We start from the raw sequence: 16,883 nt of genomic DNA, 5'->3' as shown, positions 1-16,883 counted from the left end.
TTCGCGAGCAAGCCCGCTCCCACATTGAAAACTGCTTTGGTTCGGAAATACGCTTACAACGCTTTCTCGAAAATCTTCGAATTACGCTGATAGTTGTACAGCGACGCGCGTGCCGACGGCAGCCGGTCCACGCTGCTGGGCACAAAGCCGCGCTCACGGAACCAGTGGGCGGTGCGCGTGGTAAGCACAAACAAGGTCTTCAAACCCTGCGCCCGGGCGCGGGTCTGGATGCGCTCCAACAGTACATCACCGCGTGCGCCGTGGCGGTATTCCGGGTTCACCGCCAGGCACGCCAGCTCACCCGCGTCCGAATCGGCGATCTGATACAGCGCCGCGCAGGCGATGATCATGCCTTCGCGCTCGACCACGCTGAACTGCTCGATTTCACGCTCCAGCACCTCGCGCGAACGGCGCACCAGGATGCCCTGCTCTTCCAGCGGGCTGATCAAATCCAGCAAGCCGCCGACGTCTTCAATCGCCGCCTCGCGCACCAGCTCGAATTGCTCCTGGGCGACCAGCGTACCGCCGCCGTCCCGGGTGAACAGTTCGGTGAGCAAGGCGCCGTCTTCCGCGTAGCTGACAATATGGCTGCGCCCCACTCCACCCCGGCAAGCCTCGGCCGCGGCGTCGAGCAGTTCGGCCTGGTAGTTGCTGCTGCCCAGGCGTTGCAGATGCGCCGGCACTTGCTGCGGGCGCAGCTCGCGCACCAGCCGGCCATTTTCGTCGATCAGGCCGAGGTCGGCGCCGAACAGCAGCAACTTATCCGCGCCCAAGTCGATGGCGGCGCGGGTCGCGACGTCCTCGCAGGCCAGGTTGAAAATCTCACCGGTGGGCGAATAGCCCAACGGCGACAACAGCACGATGGAGCGCTCATCCAGCAGGCGATTGATGCCCTTGCGGTCAACCCGACGCACTTCGCCGGTGTGGTGGTAATCCACGCCTTCCAGCACGCCGATGGGCCGCGCGGTCACCAGGTTGCCGCTGGCCACGCGCAGGCGCGAGCCCTGCATCGGCGACGAAGCCATGTCCATCGACAAGCGCGCTTCGATGGCAATACGCAGATGGCCGACCGCGTCGATCACACACTCCAGCGTCGCGGCATCAGTGATGCGCAAACCTTCGTGGTAAGCCGGGGTCAGGCCACGCGCTTCAAGGCGCGCTTCGATCTGTGGGCGCGAACCGTGCACCAGCACCAGCCGCACGCCCAGGCTGTGGAGCAGCACCAGGTCGTGGACGATATTGCCGAAGTTCGGATGGTCCACACCATCGCCGGGCAGCATGACCACAAAGGTGCAGTCGCGGTGAGCGTTGATGTAGGGCGAAGCGTGACGAAGCCAATTGACGTATTCGGGCATAACACCTGGGCCTGTAATAAAAAGCAGCCGAAAAAGGATGAATCGTGAAAACGCACAGCGGGCTGATGGTTATCGTCGGAACAGGCTTGGCGACACGCTCGCTCTCCTTATGTACGAATGGACGGGGGTTAATTTATGCAGGTTTCAGGCAGTAATGCTCAATCAATTCCCGCAATAGACGCACTGTAGGCGTCAAGCGTGACATTTCGAGGTACTCGCCCGGCTGGTGGGCGCAGGCGATATCACCAGGGCCCAGCACCAGGGTTTCACAGCCGAGGCGCTGAAGATAAGGCGCTTCGGTGCCGAACGCTACTGCTTCGGCACGATGGCCGGTCAATCGTTCCGCCACGCGTACCAACTCGGTGTCTTCGGCCTGTTCGAACGGCGGCACCTCGGGGAATAACGGCGCGTAATCGATCTTCACCTGATGGCGTTCTGCCAAGGGTTCGAGCTTCTGCCGGATGGCGGCGCGCAATACCTCTGGGTCCATGCCCGGCAAGGGCCGCAGGTCGAACTCCAGGGAGCATTGGCCGCAGATGCGGTTGGGGTTGTCGCCGCCGTGAATACAGCCGAAGTTCATGGTCGGTTGCGGCACACTGAATTGCGCGTTGCGGTATTCACGCTGCCAGGCCAGGCGCAGGCCGCGCAGCTCGCCGATGGCATCGTGCATGGCTTCAAGGGCGCTGTGGCCCAGGCTGGGGTCCGACGAATGGCCGCTGCGGCCGAGAATGTCGATGCGTTCCATCATCACGCCTTTGTGCAAGCGGATCGGCTTGAGACCGGTCGGCTCGCCGATCACCGCCGCGCGGCCCAGCGGGCGGCCCGCCTCAGCCAGCGCGCGGGCGCCGGACATCGAGCTTTCCTCATCGCAAGTGGCGAGGATCAGCAACGGCTGCTTGAACGGCTGATCCAGCAACGGCAACACGGCTTCAATCGCCAGGGCGAAAAAACCCTTCATGTCGCAGCTGCCCAGTCCTACCCAGCGGCCGTCGACTTCCGTCAGCTTGAGCGGATCGGTCTTCCACAACGCGGCGTCATACGGAACGGTATCGCTATGGCCGGCCAACACCAGGCCACCGGGGCCACTGCCGAAGCTGGCCAGCAGGTTGAACTTGCCGGGGCTGACTGGCTGGATGTCGATGGCAAACCCCAAGTCGCCCAGCCAACCGGCGAGCAGGTCGATCACCGGGCGGTTGGTCTGGTCGAGAGACGCTTGGGTGCAACTGACCGAAGGCGCGGCAATCAGCGCGGCGAACTGCTCTTTCATGGACGGTAACGGCATGCGCGGTCTCTCAACTTCCCGGATGAGCCCCACTATAGAGCCATCTGCACGACACAATAAACCGTTGCGGCGCGTTGCCGGGCTCAGTCCTGTACACTGCACGGCCTTGGCAGCCACTCTTTTCCCCGGCTGCGCTCCCGATCCTGGATTTTCCGGCCATGCAGAAAGAAACCGAAATCAAGCTCCGCGTCAGCCGCGAAACACTCGCCGCGCTGCGTGAGCACCCGTTACTGAAAAAACGCAACAAAAGTGGCTGGGAACGCCGTGAGTTGATGAACCAGTATTTCGACACCCCTGAACGCGATCTGGCCCAGGCCAAGGTTGCGCTGCGCCTGCGCAAGGACGGTGACGACGTGATCCAGACCCTCAAGACCCGCGGCCAAAGCGTCGCCGGCTTGTCGGAACGCAACGAGTACAACTGGGACCTGCCCAAAGCCAAGCTCGATGTGAAGAAACTCGACGGCGATTGCTGGCCCGAGCAACTGGCCGAGCTGGACAAAAAGACCCTCAAGCCGATCTTCACCACCGACTTCGTGCGCGAGCGCGCCGAAATCGCCTGGGGCCGTGGCAAGGCCAAGGTAGTGATCGAAGCCGCCCTGGACCTGGGCCATGTGGTGGTCGGCAAGCAGAAAGAAGAAATCTGCGAGCTGGAACTGGAACTGCGCGAAGGTGAGCCGGCCGCCCTGCTGGAGCTCGCCGCCGAACTGGCCGCCACCCTGGCGCTGATGCCGTGTGACATCAGCAAGGCCGAGCGCGGCTACCGCCTGTACGACGCCAGCAGCTACTCCCTGAGCCTGCCGGCGCCGCAGATCCACGCCGAAATGCCGCTGGACGACGCTTTCGCCGCAATCATGTGGCACCTGCTCGGCAGCAGCCAGCGTCTGGCCGAGCAATACCGCTTCAATGGCCACTGGCGCCTGCTGAAGGACTGGGTCGATAACCTCGGCGAACTGCGTGCCCTGATCGGCAGCCTCGGCCAGGCCGCACCGCGCCAATCCACCAGTGAGCTGCGCAGCAGTCTCGACGCGCTGCTGGAAGACTGGCGCCCGCTGGTCCAAGCCGGTGACGACGATGAAGACATCCGCAAAGCCGCACCGGAGCAGTTCGTTGAAGAACTGGAAGACGTGCGCTGGGGCCTGTTCTCACTGAACACCTCGCGCTGGCTGCTGGCCCGCACCTGGACTGCCGACCGCAACGTGCGTGGCAACCGCCAGGGCGCCGCGCAAATCACCAACTGGCTGCCGCGCCTGCTGGCCGACGATGCCGTTGCCCTGCAACTGCCGCGCTACCAGCAGCAACCGGAAGACCTGGCCGAGCAACTGCCGCGCATCGAACGCATCCAGGCCTGGCTGCACCATGCGCGTCAGGTGGTTGACATCCCGGAGCTGGACCGCCTGTACGGCGAGCTGAACAAATTGGTGCAACTGGCCAACCAGCCGATCACCGACGAGTCGCTGGATGCACGTATGCACCAGGCGATTGCGGTGTATCAGAACCGTGCGTGGAAGACCCTGCTGCGTCTGTAATACCAGGCAACTCGGTCAAATGTGCGGGCTTGCTCGCTGGATCAGTCGACTTCTCAGTGGCTGACCCGGCGCTTTCGCGAGCAAGCCCGCTCCCACAGGTCTAGCGCTAAATTGGCAGGCTGGTTGTCGACTTGATCTCGGATAACGCCACGATCGAATTGACCTCCTGAATCCCCGGCACCATCGACAATTTCTCGAAGAAAAACCGCTCGTACGCCTCAATGTCCGAGGTGACGATGCGCAGCAGAAAATCCACCGACCCCATCAGCACATAACACTCCAACACTTCCGGAAACCCGCGAATCGCTTCAGTGAACTCCGTGAAGTTGGAGCGGCCGTGGGCGTTGAGTTTGATTTCGGCGAAAATCTGCGTGTTAAGGCCGATTTTCTTGCGGTCCAGTAAGGTCACCTGGCCGCGAATCACCCCTTCCTCCTTGAGCCGCTGGATGCGCCGCCAGCACGGCGACTGGGACAGGCCCACTTGCTCGGCGATCTGTGCGCTTGACAGCGAAGCGTCCTCTTGCAGCAAGGCCAGGATGCGGCGGTCGTAGGCGTCCAACTCGCTGTGCATAAAATTACCTTTTTTGATACTTATCTTGAATTGAATGAGTTTATTAAGCGTCATTAACGCTCATCTTAGATAAGAAATCTCCCACAGCGCATGTAAAAATTTTCCCAGTCGAATCTGGAGAATCAGCATGCACGCCGTCGAAACTACCTACCCCGCCACCCGCATCGACGCATGGGCTGTCACCAGCGCTCACTGCCAGGCGCACTACCAGATCGTCGCCGAGGCCGAGCCGGATGTGCTGTGTCGGGTGCTCAACTACTTCGCGCTGCAGTTCCTCACACCCAGGCAGGTCATGGTCAATCGGGAGGAAGACCTGCTTTACATCGATATCGTGATGGATAGCCTGAGCTGGCACCGCGCTCAAGTGATCGCTGAAAAGATTCGAAACCTGATCAGCGTGTGCGCGCTGGAAGTGCGTCCGGCTGATGTGCAGGGGCTTGCAACGCCGGCAGCGGCGGCTCGGTAAAAGCCTGCAATACACGCTGGGAGGCGGACACTCAGGGCCTGACTAGTCTGGGGGTTACCTCCGAAGCCGCCCAGGAAATCTGCATGCACGTTGATCAACCACTGGAACTGCAGCAGCTGTTGCCGACGCTGGTCGATGAACGACTGATCACACCCGAGGCCGCGCAGCGCTTGGCGAGCCTGCCGGCCTACCCCGCACGGCACCCATTGGAGTGCATCGCCAACGAAGGCCCCAGCCTCGAAACCTTGACCCAATGGCTGGCCACGCAGGCACGGCAACCCTACCTGCGGATCGACCCGCTGAAGATTGACGCCGCCGCGCTTGTGCCGTTGATGTCCTACGCGTTTGCCCAACGCCACGCCATCCTTGCGGTCGCCGTGGATGCGCAGACCGTCACCATCGCCAGTGCCCAGCCCTACGTCGCCGGTTGGGAAGCCGGGCTTGCACAGGTGCTCAAACGCTCGATCACACGTGTGGTTGCCAACCCACAGGACATAACGCGTTATATCGGCGAGTTCTATCGGTTGGCGAAGTCCGTCAGCGGCGCAGATCAAAAGGCGGCGATACCCAGCACTGCTGAACTGCTCAACCTCGGTGCCAGCGACCAGGAGCCGGATGCCAATGACGCGCATATCGTGAATATCGTCGATTGGCTGCTGCAGTACGCGTTCAGCCAACGGGCCAGTGATATCCATGTGGAACCGTGCCGTGAGCAGGGCCGTGTACGTTTTCGAATCGATGGCTTGCTGCACGACGTTTACCAGTTTCCACCGCAGGTCACGATGGCGGTCGTCAGCCGCCTGAAAAGCCTGGGCCGCATGAACGTGGCGGAAAAACGCAAACCCCAGGACGGACGGGTCAAGACCAAAAGCCCGGCAGGTGCGGAAGTTGAGCTGCGCCTTTCAACCCTGCCAACGGCGTTTGGCGAAAAACTGGTGATGCGGATTTTCGACCCGCAGGTGCTGCTCAAGGACTTTGACCAGTTGGGCTTGTCCAGCGAAGACCAGCAGCGTTGGCAGGCCATGACCCGCCAAACCAGCGGCATCATCCTGGTCACCGGGCCGACCGGCTCGGGCAAGACCAGCACGCTCTACACCACGCTCAAGCAACTGGCGACCCGGGAGGTCAACCTGTGCACGGTGGAAGACCCGATCGAAATGGTCGAGCCTTCTTTCAACCAGATGCAGGTGCAGCACAATATCGACCTGACCTTTGCCGGCGGCATCCGCGCCCTGCTGCGTCAGGACCCGGACATCATCATGATCGGCGAGATTCGTGACCAGGAAACCGCAGACATGGCGATTCAGGCTGCGTTAACCGGGCACCTGGTGCTCTCGACCCTGCATACCAACGACGCGCCGGGAGCCATCAGCCGCCTGCAGGAATTGGGCATTGCGCATTATTTGATCAAGGCCACATTGCTGGGCGTGATGGCGCAGCGCCTGGTGCGGCTGTTGTGCCCGCATTGCAAACGCGCACTGGGGGAAACCCACGAGGCCATCGGGTGCGTTGAATGCCGAAACAGCGGTTACCGGGGGCGTGCCGGGGTCTACGAGATCATGGTGTTGAACGACGATCTCAAGGCATTGATCACGCCGGGCGCCGATGTGCAGGCCCTGCGCCAGGCGGCTATCGCCCAGGGTATGTGCAGCCTGCGCATGGCGGGCCTGCAAAAGGTCAAGGCAGGGCTGACCACACTGGGCGAAATATTGCGGGTTACCCCTGGGGATTCGGTAACAAATCCTTTTAGTGTTGCGCAGTGAATCCGTCCTTATCGGTGACAACCCCGTTACAATCGGGCCAATGTCTTTTCACTGACACCATCAGATAAGGAATCGCTATGCAGATCGGAACCGTACTGCTTCTTTTCGTGGGCCTGGCCATCGCCATCCTCTTCATGGGCTTCAAGGTGGTGCCCCAAGGCTACCAGTGGACAGTCGAGCGCTTTGGCCGCTACACCAACACCCTCAAGCCTGGCCTGAACATCATTATCCCGGTGATGGACCGCATCGGTCGCAAGATCAACGTGATGGAAAGCGTGCTGGATATCCCGCCACAGGAAGTAATCACCGCCGACAACGCTACCGTGCAGATCGACGCCGTGTGCTTCTTCCAGGTGGTGAATACCGCCCAGGCTGCCTATGAGGTCAACAACCTCGAACACGCTATTCGCAACTTGCTGCAAACCAATATCCGTACCGTGCTTGGCTCCATGGAGCTGGACGCCATGCTCAGCCAGCGTGACGGCATCAACGAAAAACTCCTGAAAACAGTGGATGAAGCCACGGCGCCTTGGGGCATCAAGATCACCCGTATCGAAATCAAGGACATCAGCCCGCCCGCCGACCTGATGGCTGCCATGTCGGGCCAAATGAAAGCCGAGCGGATCAAGCGCGCGCAAATCCTTGAAGCCGAAGGCCTGCGGGCGTCGGCGATCCTGACGGCAGAAGGCAAGAAGCAAGCGCAGATCCTTGAAGCCGAGGGTAGCCGCCAGGCGGCTTTTCTCGAGTCCGAAGCCCGCGAACGTCAGGCCGAAGCAGAGGCCCGCGCCACTCAGGTAGTATCGGAAGCGATCGCCTCGGGCAACGTGCAGGCGGTCAACTACTTCGTCGCGCAAAAATATATCGACGCGCTGGGCAAGCTGGCGTCGGCCAACAACAGCAAGGTCATCCTGATGCCGCTGGAAGCCAGCCAGGTGATCGGTGCGGTTGGAGGTATCGGCGAGATCGTCAAGGCAACGTTCGACAGCAAAAAAGGCTGAGGCCATCGCCATGTGGGATTTCTTGCTGAATTTGTCATTCTGGGATTGGTTGGCGCTGGGCACAGTGCTGTTGATACTTGAGGTGTTCGGCGCCGGTGGTTACCTGCTGTGGATGGGTATCGCGGCGGCGGCGGTGGGTGTGATCAAGTTTCTGGTTCCACCGCTGGGACTGGAATGGCAACTGCTGTTGTTTGCCGTGTTATCGATACTGACGGCGGTGTATTGGTGGAAACGCCAACGCAGCAGTGCCAAAGCCAGTGACCAACCAGGCCTGAACGAGCGTGGCTCGGAGCTGATCGGCCGTACCTTCGTGGTGCATCAGGCCATCGTGGATGGCCGAGGCAAGGTGAAGGTGGGTGATGGCGTGTGGATGGTCACTGGCCCAGACTGCGCAGTAGGCCGTCAGGTAAGGGTAATTGGGCAGGTAGGCGTAATCCTAAACGTCGAAACGGTTTAGCCAGTGGGGAACTTGGCTGGGCTAACTACAATCATAAAGTACAGATAACCCACCCGGAGTCACCCATCATGCGTCTCAAATATGCTGTCGCAACCCTTGCTGTGCTTTCCCTCCCTGTCGGTTCAGCCATGGCCGACAGCTTCTGGCGCAATGTCATCTCGTCGGGCGCCACTACCGGCTCGACCTACCTGACCTTCAAGGACCACAAGCTGGTGGTCGCCGCACAAGATGACGCCGGCAGCTTTGTTGCCAGCGACGGCGGTATCCGCGGCCCGTACCTGGAAGCCGCAATGCAGAAAGTGCGTGCCGACAACCCTGGCCTGCAGGCCACGGATATGGAGCTGGCCAACGCCATCCTGGCGAAAAACGCCATTGCCTCCGAGTAAAACGGCCTGATAAAAAACCGCTCTTAGGAGCGGTTTTTTTTGCTGTTTTCCTACAGTTCAGGCTCAAGAATTAAACATTCAACAGGAAAAGTCCTCTCGATCGCTTCGCCCGCCTCGCAACAAGCTAGCGATTCCTTTTTCCAAGCGAATCGAAACAATGCGAAAACTTTCTACTCTCCTGCTTCTCGCTGCTATCGCGACACCTTATGCACAGGCAGAAGGCTGGTACGGGTCGGCCAAGCTCAACAGCGCCCGCCAGAATCTCTCCAGTTCGCTATTGACCAGCCCGCGTGTCACCCATCGGATCGAAGCGCCTGATAGCGCCAAAGCATTCACCGGCTCATTTGCTGTCGGTTATGCCTTTGCCGATGGCTGGCGCCTGGAAGGGGAATACACCACAAAAAACAGCTCTACGTTCGACTCTTACTGGTCACCCTTCAATGCCAACGTCAACCGCATGGAAGTCGACAGCCAGCGCTTGATGCTCAACGGTTATAAAAACATCCCGATCAATGATTGGCTGTCGTTCTACGGCATGGCTGGCGTGGGTGTGGCACAAATCGATGCCGAGGGATATCAGAGCAATAACACCCGCCGCTTCGCCAACAACCGCCAAAACAATTTCACTTACAGCGTGGGCCTGGGCCTGGAGGCCAAGGTCAGCGAAAAGATTACGGTGGGCGCCGGCTGGCGTTACGTGGATATGGGCGATATCGAAACCGGCTACAACACTTTTGTGAACCGCATAAACGCGCGCGATGAGCAGCTCAAAGGCAAGCTGAAAGAGCAGAATGTATTCCTTGAGGCCCGCTTGGCCTTCTGACACCGAAAAAATGCCGCTGAAAAAGCGGCATTTTTTTGCGTGTAACGCGACGATTCATTCACGCATGACAGGCTATATTCAGTCGACCCGTGCAACCATGCCGGTACTGATACCCCGCTTACTCATCGTCAATTTGAAACGGATGCCTTCGTCGTTATGAGCCAACAGCCCTTTCTGCCGTTTTCCAAACCTACCATTGATGAAGCCACCATTTCGGCGGTCGGCGATGTACTCCGCTCGGGCTGGATCACCAGCGGGCCGAAAGTGCAGGCGTTCGAGGCACAGTTATCGGAGTACTTCGGCGGACGGCCGGTGCGCACGTTCAACTCGGGCACCTGCACCATGGAGATTGCCTTGCGCATAGCGGGTATCGGGCCGGGCGATGAAGTGATCACTACGCCGATTTCCTGGGTCGCCACGGCCAATGTGATTATGGAAGTAGGCGCCACGCCGGTGTTCGCCGACATCGACCCGGTCACGCGCAATATCGACCTGGCCCAGGTGGAAGCCGCAATCACCCCGCGTACCAAGGCGATCATTCCGGTATACCTGGCCGGTTTGCCCCTGGACATGCCGATGCTGTACGCCCTGGCAAACAAGTACAACTTGCGCATCATCGAAGACGCCGCCCAGGCGCTGGGCTCAAGCTGGGATGGCGAACGCATTGGTGCAACCGGTGATTTCGTGTCGTTCAGCTTCCAGGCCAACAAAAACATCACCTCGTCCGAGGGCGGTTGCCTGGTGTTGAACAATGCCGAAGAGGCGCGCCTGGCAGAAAAGTACCGCCTGCAAGGCGTCACGCGTACCGGCTTCGATGGCCTGGATGTGGATGTGCTGGGGGGTAAATTCAACATGACCGATATCGCCGCCACCATCGGCCTGGGGCAGTTTGCGCATATCGAGACAATCACCGCCCATCGCCAGAATCTGGCACGGCACTACTTCAAGTGCTTCGGCAGTGATTTTGAACAGACATACGGCGCGCAGTTGCCGCCGGCGGACTTCGAAAACAGTAACTGGCACCTGTTCCAGCTGGTGCTGCCGGAGCGCCATGATGGCCTGCCAGCCCGCGCCACGTTCATGGAGCGGATGCAGGCCCACGGTGTTGGCATTGGCTATCACTATCCGCCGATCCACCTGCTGAGCCTTTATCGGGCACAGGGGTTCAAGGAAGGCATGTTTCCGGTGGCGGAGCGTGTTGGGCGTTTGATCGTGTCGTTGCCGATGTTTACGGCGATGACGGAGGCGGATGTAGAGCGGTCGGTGGCAGCCGTCAAGGCAGTACTGAAAGCCAGCTGAATACTCACAACTGACACTGCCAATGTGGCAGCGGGCTTGCTCGCGAATGCGGTCTGTCAGTCACAGAGGTTCTGACTGATCCACCGCATTCGCGAGCAAGCCGCTCCCACAGGGTCCTGCGTTTACTCGCCGATCGCCTTGGCGTAGCCGGCGGCATCCAGCAGTTTTTCCAGGTCAGCCGGGTTGCTTGGCTTGAGCTTGAAGATCCACGCGCCGTACGGGTCGGAATTCAGCAGCTCAGGGCTACCGCTCAGTTCTTCGTTGACTGCAATCACTTCGCCAGCAACTGGCGAGTAGATGTCCGAGGCGGCCTTCACCGATTCAACCACCCCCGCCTGACCTTCAGCGGCAAACGTGGCGCCGACTTCGGCCAATTCAACGAATACCACATCACCCAAAGCTTCCTGAGCATGGTCGGAAATCCCGACGGTCACGGTGCCGTCAGCTTCCAGACGGGCCCATTCGTGACTTTCGGCAAAACGCAGGTCCGCAGGGATATCGCTCATAGTCTGTGTCCTCAAGAAGAAATGTCAGCGGCCATTGGCCTGCCGGAAATAGTTAGATCAAGGTTTTGCCATGGCGCACGAAGGTCGGTCTGACCACTCGAACCGGGTACCACTTGCCGCGGATTTCCACTTCGGCCCGGTCGGCAGTCGCCGTCGGTACACGCGCCAGGGCAATGGATTTGCTCAGCGTAGGAGAGAAACTACCACTGGTGATCTCTCCTTCGCCAACATTGGCGATACGAACCACCTGGTGAGCGCGTAAAACCCCGCGTTCCTCCAGTACCAGCCCGACCAGTTTGTACTGCACACCTGCCGCCAATTCGGCTTCCAGCGCGGCGCGCCCGATAAAATCACGTTCGGCCGGCTCCCAGGCAATGCTCCAAGCCATATTGGCGGCCAGCGGCGAAACAGCCTGGTGAATGTCCTGGCCGTAGAGGTTCATGCCGGCTTCCAGGCGCAGCGTGTCGCGGGCGCCGAGGCCGATGGGTGAAATACCCGCGCCGACCAGATCGTTGAAGAACCCTGGTGCCTGATCAGCCGGCAGCACGATTTCCAGGCCGTCTTCGCCGGTATAGCCGGTGCGGGCGATAAACCAGTCGCCGTCGGCCTGGCCTTCAAAAGGCTTGAGCTGGTGGATCAGCGTGGCGCGCGATTGGGTGACCAATTCGGCGATCTTCTGCCGGGCATGGGGCCCTTGAATGGCCAGCATCGCCAGCTCGGGACGCTCGTGGAGCCGGGCTTGAAAGTTGCCCAGTTGCGCCTGCATCCAGGCCATGTCCTGGTCGCGGGTGGCGGCGTTGACCACCAGGCGGTAACCGGCCTCGGTGCGGTAGACGATCATGTCGTCCACCACGCCGCCCTGCTCGTTGAGCATGGCGCTGTACAGTGCACGGCCGCAGCCATGCAAACGATCGACGTCATTGGCAAGCAGGTGCTGGAGCCAGTCCTTGGCCTGGGGGCCGGTGACATCAATCACGGTCATGTGAGATACATCAAACACCCCGCAGTCGCGTCGCACCTGGTGGTGTTCCTCGACTTGCGAGCCGTAGTGCAGAGGCATATCCCAACCGCCAAAATCGACCATTTTCGCGCCGAGGGCGAGATGCAGGTCATACAGAGGCGTACGCTGTCCCATGGGTTTCTCCTTCCGGGCGTGGCGAAGGTGCGCAGCGTAGCCGTTCGCGTTGAATGCCTTGAATTACAAGGCCTGCAGCCACGCCCAGCGACTCGATCCGAAAGACGGACCGCACCGAATGCCGCGCATTGTAGCCTCAAGCCGTAGGACTGGCACCTAGCCGATTTGACGGGCAGAGCGGCGGATCAGCCCGATCACCGGCAGCAGGCCCACCAACACGAGGGTCAAGGCCGGTAAAGAAGCCCGTGCCCACTCGCCCTCGCTGGTCATTTCAAAAATCCGCACCGCCAGGGTGTCCCAGCCAAACGGGCGCATCAGCAGGGTCGCGGGCATTTCCTTGAGCACGTCGACAAATACCAGCAGCGCCGCGCTCAAGGTGCCGGGCAGCAATAACGGCAGATACACTTTGCAAAACAGTCGTGGACCGCTCACCCCAAGGCTGCGTGCCGCTTCGGGCAGCGACGGGCGGATTCGCGCCAGGCTGTTTTCCAGTGGCCCATAGGCCACCGCGAGGAAACGCACCAGATACGCCAGCACCAGCGCCGACAGGCTGCCCAGCAATAAGGGTTTGCCCGTGCCCCCCAACCAGCCCGACAGGGGCACCACCAGCTCACGGTCCAGGTAGCTGAACGCCAGCATGATCGACACCGCCAGCACCGAGCCGGGCAAGGCGTAGCCGACGTTGGCCAGGCTGACCCCGGAGCGAATCGCGCGGGTCGGTGCCAGGCGGTTGGCGAAGGCCAACAGCAGCGCCACGCTGACGGTAATCAGTGCCGCGATGCCGCCCAGGTAGAGCGTGTGGACGATCAGGCCCGAATAGCGTTCATCCAGGTCAAACCGGCCGCGCTGCCAGAACCAGGCGATCAGCTGCAGCATCGGGATGACAAAGGCGCAGGCGAATACCAAGCCACACCAGGTACTGGCGGCCGCCGCCTTGAACCCGCGCAAGTGATACAGGGCTTTGCCTCGTGGTCGTTCGTTACTGGAGCGGCTGGCCCCGCGAGCGCGCCGTTCGCCGTACAGCACCAACATCACCACCAGCAGTAACAGGCTGGCGAGTTGGGCTGCGCTGGACAGGCTGAAAAAGCCGTACCAGGTCTTGTAGATGGCAGTGGTGAAGGTATCGAAATTGAATACCGAGACCGCGCCGAAATCCGCCAGGGTCTCCATCAACGCCAGGGCCACGCCTGCGCCAATCGCTGGCCGTGCCATGGGCAGGGCCACACGCCAGAATGCCTGCCAGGGCGATTGCCCCAGTACCCGCGCCGCTTCCATCAGACCTTTGCCCTGGGCCAGGAAGGCGCTGCGCGCCAGCAGGTAGACGTAGGGGTAGAACACCAGCACCAACACGATGATCACACCGCTGGTGGAGCGCACCCGTGGCAAGCGCAAGCCGCTGCCGAACCAGTCACGCAGCAGGGTTTGCACCGGGCCTGCGAAGTCCAGCAGGCCGACGAACACGAACGCCAGCACGTAGGCTGGAATCGCGAAGGGCAGCATCAACGCCCAATCCAGCCAGCGCCGGCCGGGGAATTCGCAGAGGCTGGTCAGCCAGGCCAGGCTCACACCCAACAGGGTGACGCCAACGCCGACGCCCAGCACCAGGGTCAGGGTGTTGCCCAGCAGGCGCGGCATCTGGGTTTCCCACAGGTGCGACCAGATTTGCGCGTCGATGCTTTGCCACGACAGCAACAGCACGCTCAGCGGCAGCAGCACCAGGGCGGCGACGGTGAACACCGGCAGGTACCAGCGGCGTTGGGCGGGGTGGGCCAAGGGTTAACTCTCAAAGAATGAAGATGTTGAAAACACCGCCAAACCAAAATGTGGGAGCGGGCTTGCTCGCGAAAGCGGTGTATCAGTCACCTATGTATCGACTGACACAACGCATTCGCGAGCAAACCCGCTCCCACATGTGGAACTGCAGTGCTTTTAGTTCCAGCCAGCGCGATCCATCAGGCGAATCGCCTCGGCCTGACGCTTGCCTGCGACTTCCACCGGCAAGGTATCCGCCACGAACTTGCCCCAGGTCGCCACTTCGGCGGACGGCGGCACCGCCGGGTTGGCCGGGAATTCCTGGTTCACGTCGGCAAAGATCTTCTGCGCTTCAGGTGTAGTCATCCATTCCACCAGCGCCTTGGCTGCCTCGGGATGCGGCGCATGTTTGGTCAGGCCGATGCCCGAAAGGTTCACGTGCACGCCACGGTCGCCCTGGTTCGGCCAGAACAGCTTTACCGCGAGGTCCGGCTTCTGCTTGTGCAGGCGACCGTAGTAGTAAGTGTTGACGATGCCCACGTCGCATTGCCCGGCGTTAATGGCCTCGAGTACCGCGATGTCATCGGAGAACACGTCGGTGGACAGGTTGTTGACCCAGCCCTTGACGATTTCCTCGGTCTTGGCCGCGCCGTGCGTCTCGATCAGCGTGGCGGTCAGCGACTGGTTGTAGACCTTCTTCGCCGTACGCAGGCACAGGCGGCCTTCCCACTGCTTGTCGGCCAGGGCTTCGTACGTGGTGAGGTCACCCGGTTTTACCCGGTCGGTGGAATAGGCGATGGTTCGCGCGCGCAGGCTCAAACCGGTCCAGGCATGGTTGGAAGAGCGGTATTGCAGGGGGATATTCTTGTCGATCACCGCCGAGGTGAACGGCTGCAGGATGCCCATTTGCTCGGCCTGCCACAGGTTGCCGGCATCGACGGTCAGCAGCAGGTCGGCGGTGGCATTTTCGCCCTCTGCCTTGATGCGTTGCATCAGCGGGGCTTCCTTGTCGGTGATGAACTTCACCTGCACGCCGGTTTTCTGGGTGTAGGCGTCGAATACCGGCTTGATCAGCTCGTCGATGCGCGAGGAGTAGACCACCACCTCGTCGGCTGCCTGCACGGTGGTGCTGCCGATCAGGGTGAGTGCCAGGGCAGTCAGGAGGCGCTTGGGTGCCAACATGGGTGCGGTCTCTCATTCGCAAAAAGAGGGCAAATGATAAGGACTCACATTTGGTAACGCTTGGCGGAGGCGTTACCAGATGTTGCACGGCTGGGATTTACGCTGGATGGGCTGGCCTCATCGGGGCAAGCCCCCTCCCACAGGGGGGGCATATTTCAATCAGGGCTTTGCGAGGTCTGGCAGGTCGCCGGTCAGGCCCAGGGCCTGGCGCACAAATACGGCCTTGGCTTCGGGCATCTGGTCGACCAGTTTCAAACCTGCATTACGCAACCAGCGCAATGGCAGTTGGTCGGCCTGGAACAAGCGTTCAAAGCCCTCCATCGCCGCCATCAGCGCCAGGTTATGCGGCATGCGCCGACGCTCGTAGCGGCTCAGCACCTTCACATCCGCCAGGCGTTCGCCACGCTCGGTGGCGGCCAACAATACTTCGGCCAGCACCGCGGCATCGAGGAAACCCAGGTTCACGCCCTGCCCGGCCAACGGATGGATCACGTGGGCGGCATCGCCAATCAACGCCAGGCCTTCGGCCACGTAGCGCTTGGCATGGCGCTGGCGTAGCGGCACGCACACACGCGGGTCGGCGCTGACCACATCACCCAGGCGCCCTTCAAACGCGCGCTCCAGTTCACGGCAGAAGCTGGCGTCGTCCAGCGCCATCAGGCGTTCGGATTCAGCCGGCGTGGTCGACCACACGATCGAGCACCAGTCCTCCTGGCCGTCGCGCACCAGCGGCAAAAATGCCAGCGGGCCGGTGTCGGTAAAACGTTGCCACGCCGTGCGTTGGTGCGGTTGGCCGCTGCGCACGCTGGTGACGATGGCGTTATGCAGGTAATCCCACTCCCGGGTCGCGGTGCCCGTCAGGCGGCGCACGGCGGAGTTGGCGCCATCGGCGGCCACCACCAGCGGCGCACGCAGCTTGCGCCCATCGGCCAGGGTCAGCAGCCAGTCATCGCCGGAGCGGCGCATCTGCTCCAGGCGCGCATTGGCCAGCAGGCCAAGGTCGCAGTCATGCAGGCGGTCGAGCAAGGCATCCTGGACCACGCGGTTCTCGACGATATGCCCAAGCACTTCGGCATGCACGCTGGCCGCCGAGAAGTGGATCTGCCCGGTGCCGCTGCCGTCCCACACCTGCATCTCGCCATACGGGCTGGCACGCCGCTCGACGATGCCATCCCACACGCCCAAGCGTTCGAGGATGCGCTGGCTGGCGGCCGACAAGGCACTGACGCGCGGTTCGAAGGCCGCCTCGCGGTCGAACGGTTTGACGCTCAGCGGGCTGCCGTCGAGCAGCAACACCTGCAGGCCACTGCCCTGCAAGGCCAGCGCCAGGGCGCTTCCGACCATTCCGGCCCCGACAATCAGCACATCTGCGCGCATGTCCA

Annotated in this window: 16 protein-coding genes; 8 read left to right on the top strand and 8 right to left on the bottom strand. The window is 61.3% G+C overall.

What is annotated here, in order from left to right; all coding sequences use genetic code 11:
- Positions 1-53: 53 nt before the first annotated feature.
- Both argA and argE read right to left on the bottom strand, forming a co-directional pair.
- Positions 54-1,355, bottom strand: coding sequence for an amino-acid N-acetyltransferase (gene argA / locus WBR57_RS21840; protein WP_424086515.1), 1,302 nt, complete (start codon positions 1,353-1,355; stop codon positions 54-56).
- Positions 1,356-1,488: 133 nt separating this feature from the next.
- Positions 1,489-2,637, bottom strand: a complete 1,149-nt coding sequence (gene argE / locus WBR57_RS21835) for an acetylornithine deacetylase (RefSeq protein ID WP_424086514.1) — start codon at positions 2,635-2,637, stop codon at positions 1,489-1,491.
- 158 nt (positions 2,638-2,795) lie between these two features.
- Between argE and WBR57_RS21830 the strand changes: the two genes are divergently transcribed.
- The gene (locus tag WBR57_RS21830) at positions 2,796-4,163 is read left to right on the top strand and encodes an inorganic triphosphatase (RefSeq protein WP_424086513.1); all 1,368 of its coding nucleotides are present in this window, start codon (positions 2,796-2,798) and stop codon (positions 4,161-4,163) included.
- A gap of 106 nt (positions 4,164-4,269) precedes the next feature.
- On the opposite strand, the gene WBR57_RS21825 is transcribed toward WBR57_RS21830, so the two are convergent.
- Complete coding sequence (locus WBR57_RS21825) at positions 4,270-4,734, bottom strand: Lrp/AsnC family transcriptional regulator (protein ID WP_424086512.1); 465 nt, start codon at positions 4,732-4,734, stop codon at positions 4,270-4,272.
- A 127-nt stretch (positions 4,735-4,861) separates the two neighbouring features.
- Here WBR57_RS21825 and WBR57_RS21820 point away from each other — a divergent pair, with 127 nt between their 5' ends.
- The 7 genes from WBR57_RS21820 to WBR57_RS21790 all read left to right on the top strand — a co-directional run bounded on the left by WBR57_RS21820 (position 4,862) and on the right by WBR57_RS21790 (position 10,926).
- Positions 4,862-5,200, top strand: coding sequence for a hypothetical protein (locus tag WBR57_RS21820; protein ID WP_424086511.1), 339 nt, complete (start codon positions 4,862-4,864; stop codon positions 5,198-5,200).
- An 83-nt stretch (positions 5,201-5,283) separates the two neighbouring features.
- Positions 5,284-6,963, top strand: a complete 1,680-nt coding sequence (locus WBR57_RS21815; protein ID WP_424086510.1) for a GspE/PulE family protein — start codon at positions 5,284-5,286, stop codon at positions 6,961-6,963.
- A gap of 77 nt (positions 6,964-7,040) precedes the next feature.
- Positions 7,041-7,961, top strand: a complete 921-nt coding sequence (locus WBR57_RS21810; RefSeq protein ID WP_010564478.1) for an SPFH domain-containing protein — start codon at positions 7,041-7,043, stop codon at positions 7,959-7,961.
- A 10-nt stretch (positions 7,962-7,971) separates the two neighbouring features.
- Positions 7,972-8,418: an NfeD family protein gene (locus WBR57_RS21805; RefSeq protein WP_424086509.1), complete on the top strand. Its 447-nt coding sequence runs from the start codon at positions 7,972-7,974 to the stop codon at positions 8,416-8,418.
- A 68-nt stretch (positions 8,419-8,486) separates the two neighbouring features.
- On the top strand, positions 8,487-8,804 hold the full coding sequence (locus WBR57_RS21800) for a DUF2388 domain-containing protein (protein WP_122541969.1): 318 nt from the start codon (positions 8,487-8,489) through the stop codon (positions 8,802-8,804).
- A gap of 157 nt (positions 8,805-8,961) precedes the next feature.
- Positions 8,962-9,627, top strand: coding sequence for an outer membrane protein (locus WBR57_RS21795; protein ID WP_424086506.1), 666 nt, complete (start codon positions 8,962-8,964; stop codon positions 9,625-9,627).
- 156 nt (positions 9,628-9,783) lie between these two features.
- Positions 9,784-10,926 carry a DegT/DnrJ/EryC1/StrS family aminotransferase gene (locus WBR57_RS21790; RefSeq protein ID WP_424086504.1) on the top strand — a complete coding sequence of 381 codons (1,143 nt, stop codon included), beginning with the start codon at positions 9,784-9,786 and terminating at the stop codon, positions 10,924-10,926.
- A 122-nt stretch (positions 10,927-11,048) separates the two neighbouring features.
- Here the strand turns inward: WBR57_RS21790 and gcvH are convergent, their stop codons facing one another.
- From gcvH to WBR57_RS21765, 5 genes are all read right to left on the bottom strand, one after another.
- Positions 11,049-11,432, bottom strand: coding sequence for a glycine cleavage system protein GcvH (gcvH, locus tag WBR57_RS21785; protein WP_424086502.1), 384 nt, complete (start codon positions 11,430-11,432; stop codon positions 11,049-11,051).
- Between the two features lie 52 nt (positions 11,433-11,484).
- The gene (gene gcvT, locus WBR57_RS21780) at positions 11,485-12,567 is read right to left on the bottom strand and encodes a glycine cleavage system aminomethyltransferase GcvT (protein WP_424086500.1); all 1,083 of its coding nucleotides are present in this window, start codon (positions 12,565-12,567) and stop codon (positions 11,485-11,487) included.
- Positions 12,568-12,723: 156 nt separating this feature from the next.
- The gene (locus WBR57_RS21775; RefSeq protein WP_424086498.1) at positions 12,724-14,340 is read right to left on the bottom strand and encodes an ABC transporter permease; all 1,617 of its coding nucleotides are present in this window, start codon (positions 14,338-14,340) and stop codon (positions 12,724-12,726) included.
- Between the two features lie 156 nt (positions 14,341-14,496).
- The gene (locus WBR57_RS21770; protein ID WP_119737320.1) at positions 14,497-15,501 is read right to left on the bottom strand and encodes an extracellular solute-binding protein; all 1,005 of its coding nucleotides are present in this window, start codon (positions 15,499-15,501) and stop codon (positions 14,497-14,499) included.
- Positions 15,502-15,660: 159 nt separating this feature from the next.
- A complete protein-coding gene (locus WBR57_RS21765; protein ID WP_424086519.1) occupies positions 15,661-16,878 on the bottom strand; it encodes a 2-octaprenyl-3-methyl-6-methoxy-1,4-benzoquinol hydroxylase in 1,218 nt (405 codons plus the stop codon).
- Between the last annotated feature and the right edge of the window lie 5 nt (positions 16,879-16,883).

This window comes from Pseudomonas sp. (assembly GCF_049590575.1).
GTDB lineage: Bacteria > Pseudomonadota > Gammaproteobacteria > Pseudomonadales > Pseudomonadaceae > Aquipseudomonas.
Note: the sequence above shows the minus strand (reverse complement) of the source record. Positions and strands in the feature narration are given on the sequence as shown.

What these genes read in the sequence shown, in the direction of transcription:
- argA (WP_424086515.1), bottom strand. Translation starts at nt 1,355, where the DNA reads ATGCCCGAATACGTCAATTGGCTTCGTCACGCTTCGCCCTACATCAAC.
- gcvH (WP_424086502.1), bottom strand. Translation starts at nt 11,432, where the DNA reads ATGAGCGATATCCCTGCGGACCTGCGTTTTGCCGAAAGTCACGAATGG.
- WBR57_RS21795 (WP_424086506.1), top strand. Translation starts at nt 8,962, where the DNA reads ATGCGAAAACTTTCTACTCTCCTGCTTCTCGCTGCTATCGCGACACCT.
- WBR57_RS21810 (WP_010564478.1), top strand. Translation starts at nt 7,041, where the DNA reads ATGCAGATCGGAACCGTACTGCTTCTTTTCGTGGGCCTGGCCATCGCC.
- WBR57_RS21800 (WP_122541969.1), top strand. Translation starts at nt 8,487, where the DNA reads ATGCGTCTCAAATATGCTGTCGCAACCCTTGCTGTGCTTTCCCTCCCT.
- argE (WP_424086514.1), bottom strand. Translation starts at nt 2,637, where the DNA reads ATGCCGTTACCGTCCATGAAAGAGCAGTTCGCCGCGCTGATTGCCGCG.
- WBR57_RS21790 (WP_424086504.1), top strand. Translation starts at nt 9,784, where the DNA reads ATGAGCCAACAGCCCTTTCTGCCGTTTTCCAAACCTACCATTGATGAA.
- WBR57_RS21830 (WP_424086513.1), top strand. Translation starts at nt 2,796, where the DNA reads ATGCAGAAAGAAACCGAAATCAAGCTCCGCGTCAGCCGCGAAACACTC.
- WBR57_RS21805 (WP_424086509.1), top strand. Translation starts at nt 7,972, where the DNA reads ATGTGGGATTTCTTGCTGAATTTGTCATTCTGGGATTGGTTGGCGCTG.
- WBR57_RS21825 (WP_424086512.1), bottom strand. Translation starts at nt 4,734, where the DNA reads ATGCACAGCGAGTTGGACGCCTACGACCGCCGCATCCTGGCCTTGCTG.
- WBR57_RS21770 (WP_119737320.1), bottom strand. Translation starts at nt 15,501, where the DNA reads ATGTTGGCACCCAAGCGCCTCCTGACTGCCCTGGCACTCACCCTGATC.
- gcvT (WP_424086500.1), bottom strand. Translation starts at nt 12,567, where the DNA reads ATGGGACAGCGTACGCCTCTGTATGACCTGCATCTCGCCCTCGGCGCG.
- WBR57_RS21815 (WP_424086510.1), top strand. Translation starts at nt 5,284, where the DNA reads ATGCACGTTGATCAACCACTGGAACTGCAGCAGCTGTTGCCGACGCTG.
- WBR57_RS21820 (WP_424086511.1), top strand. Translation starts at nt 4,862, where the DNA reads ATGCACGCCGTCGAAACTACCTACCCCGCCACCCGCATCGACGCATGG.
- WBR57_RS21765 (WP_424086519.1), bottom strand. Translation starts at nt 16,878, where the DNA reads ATGCGCGCAGATGTGCTGATTGTCGGGGCCGGAATGGTCGGAAGCGCC.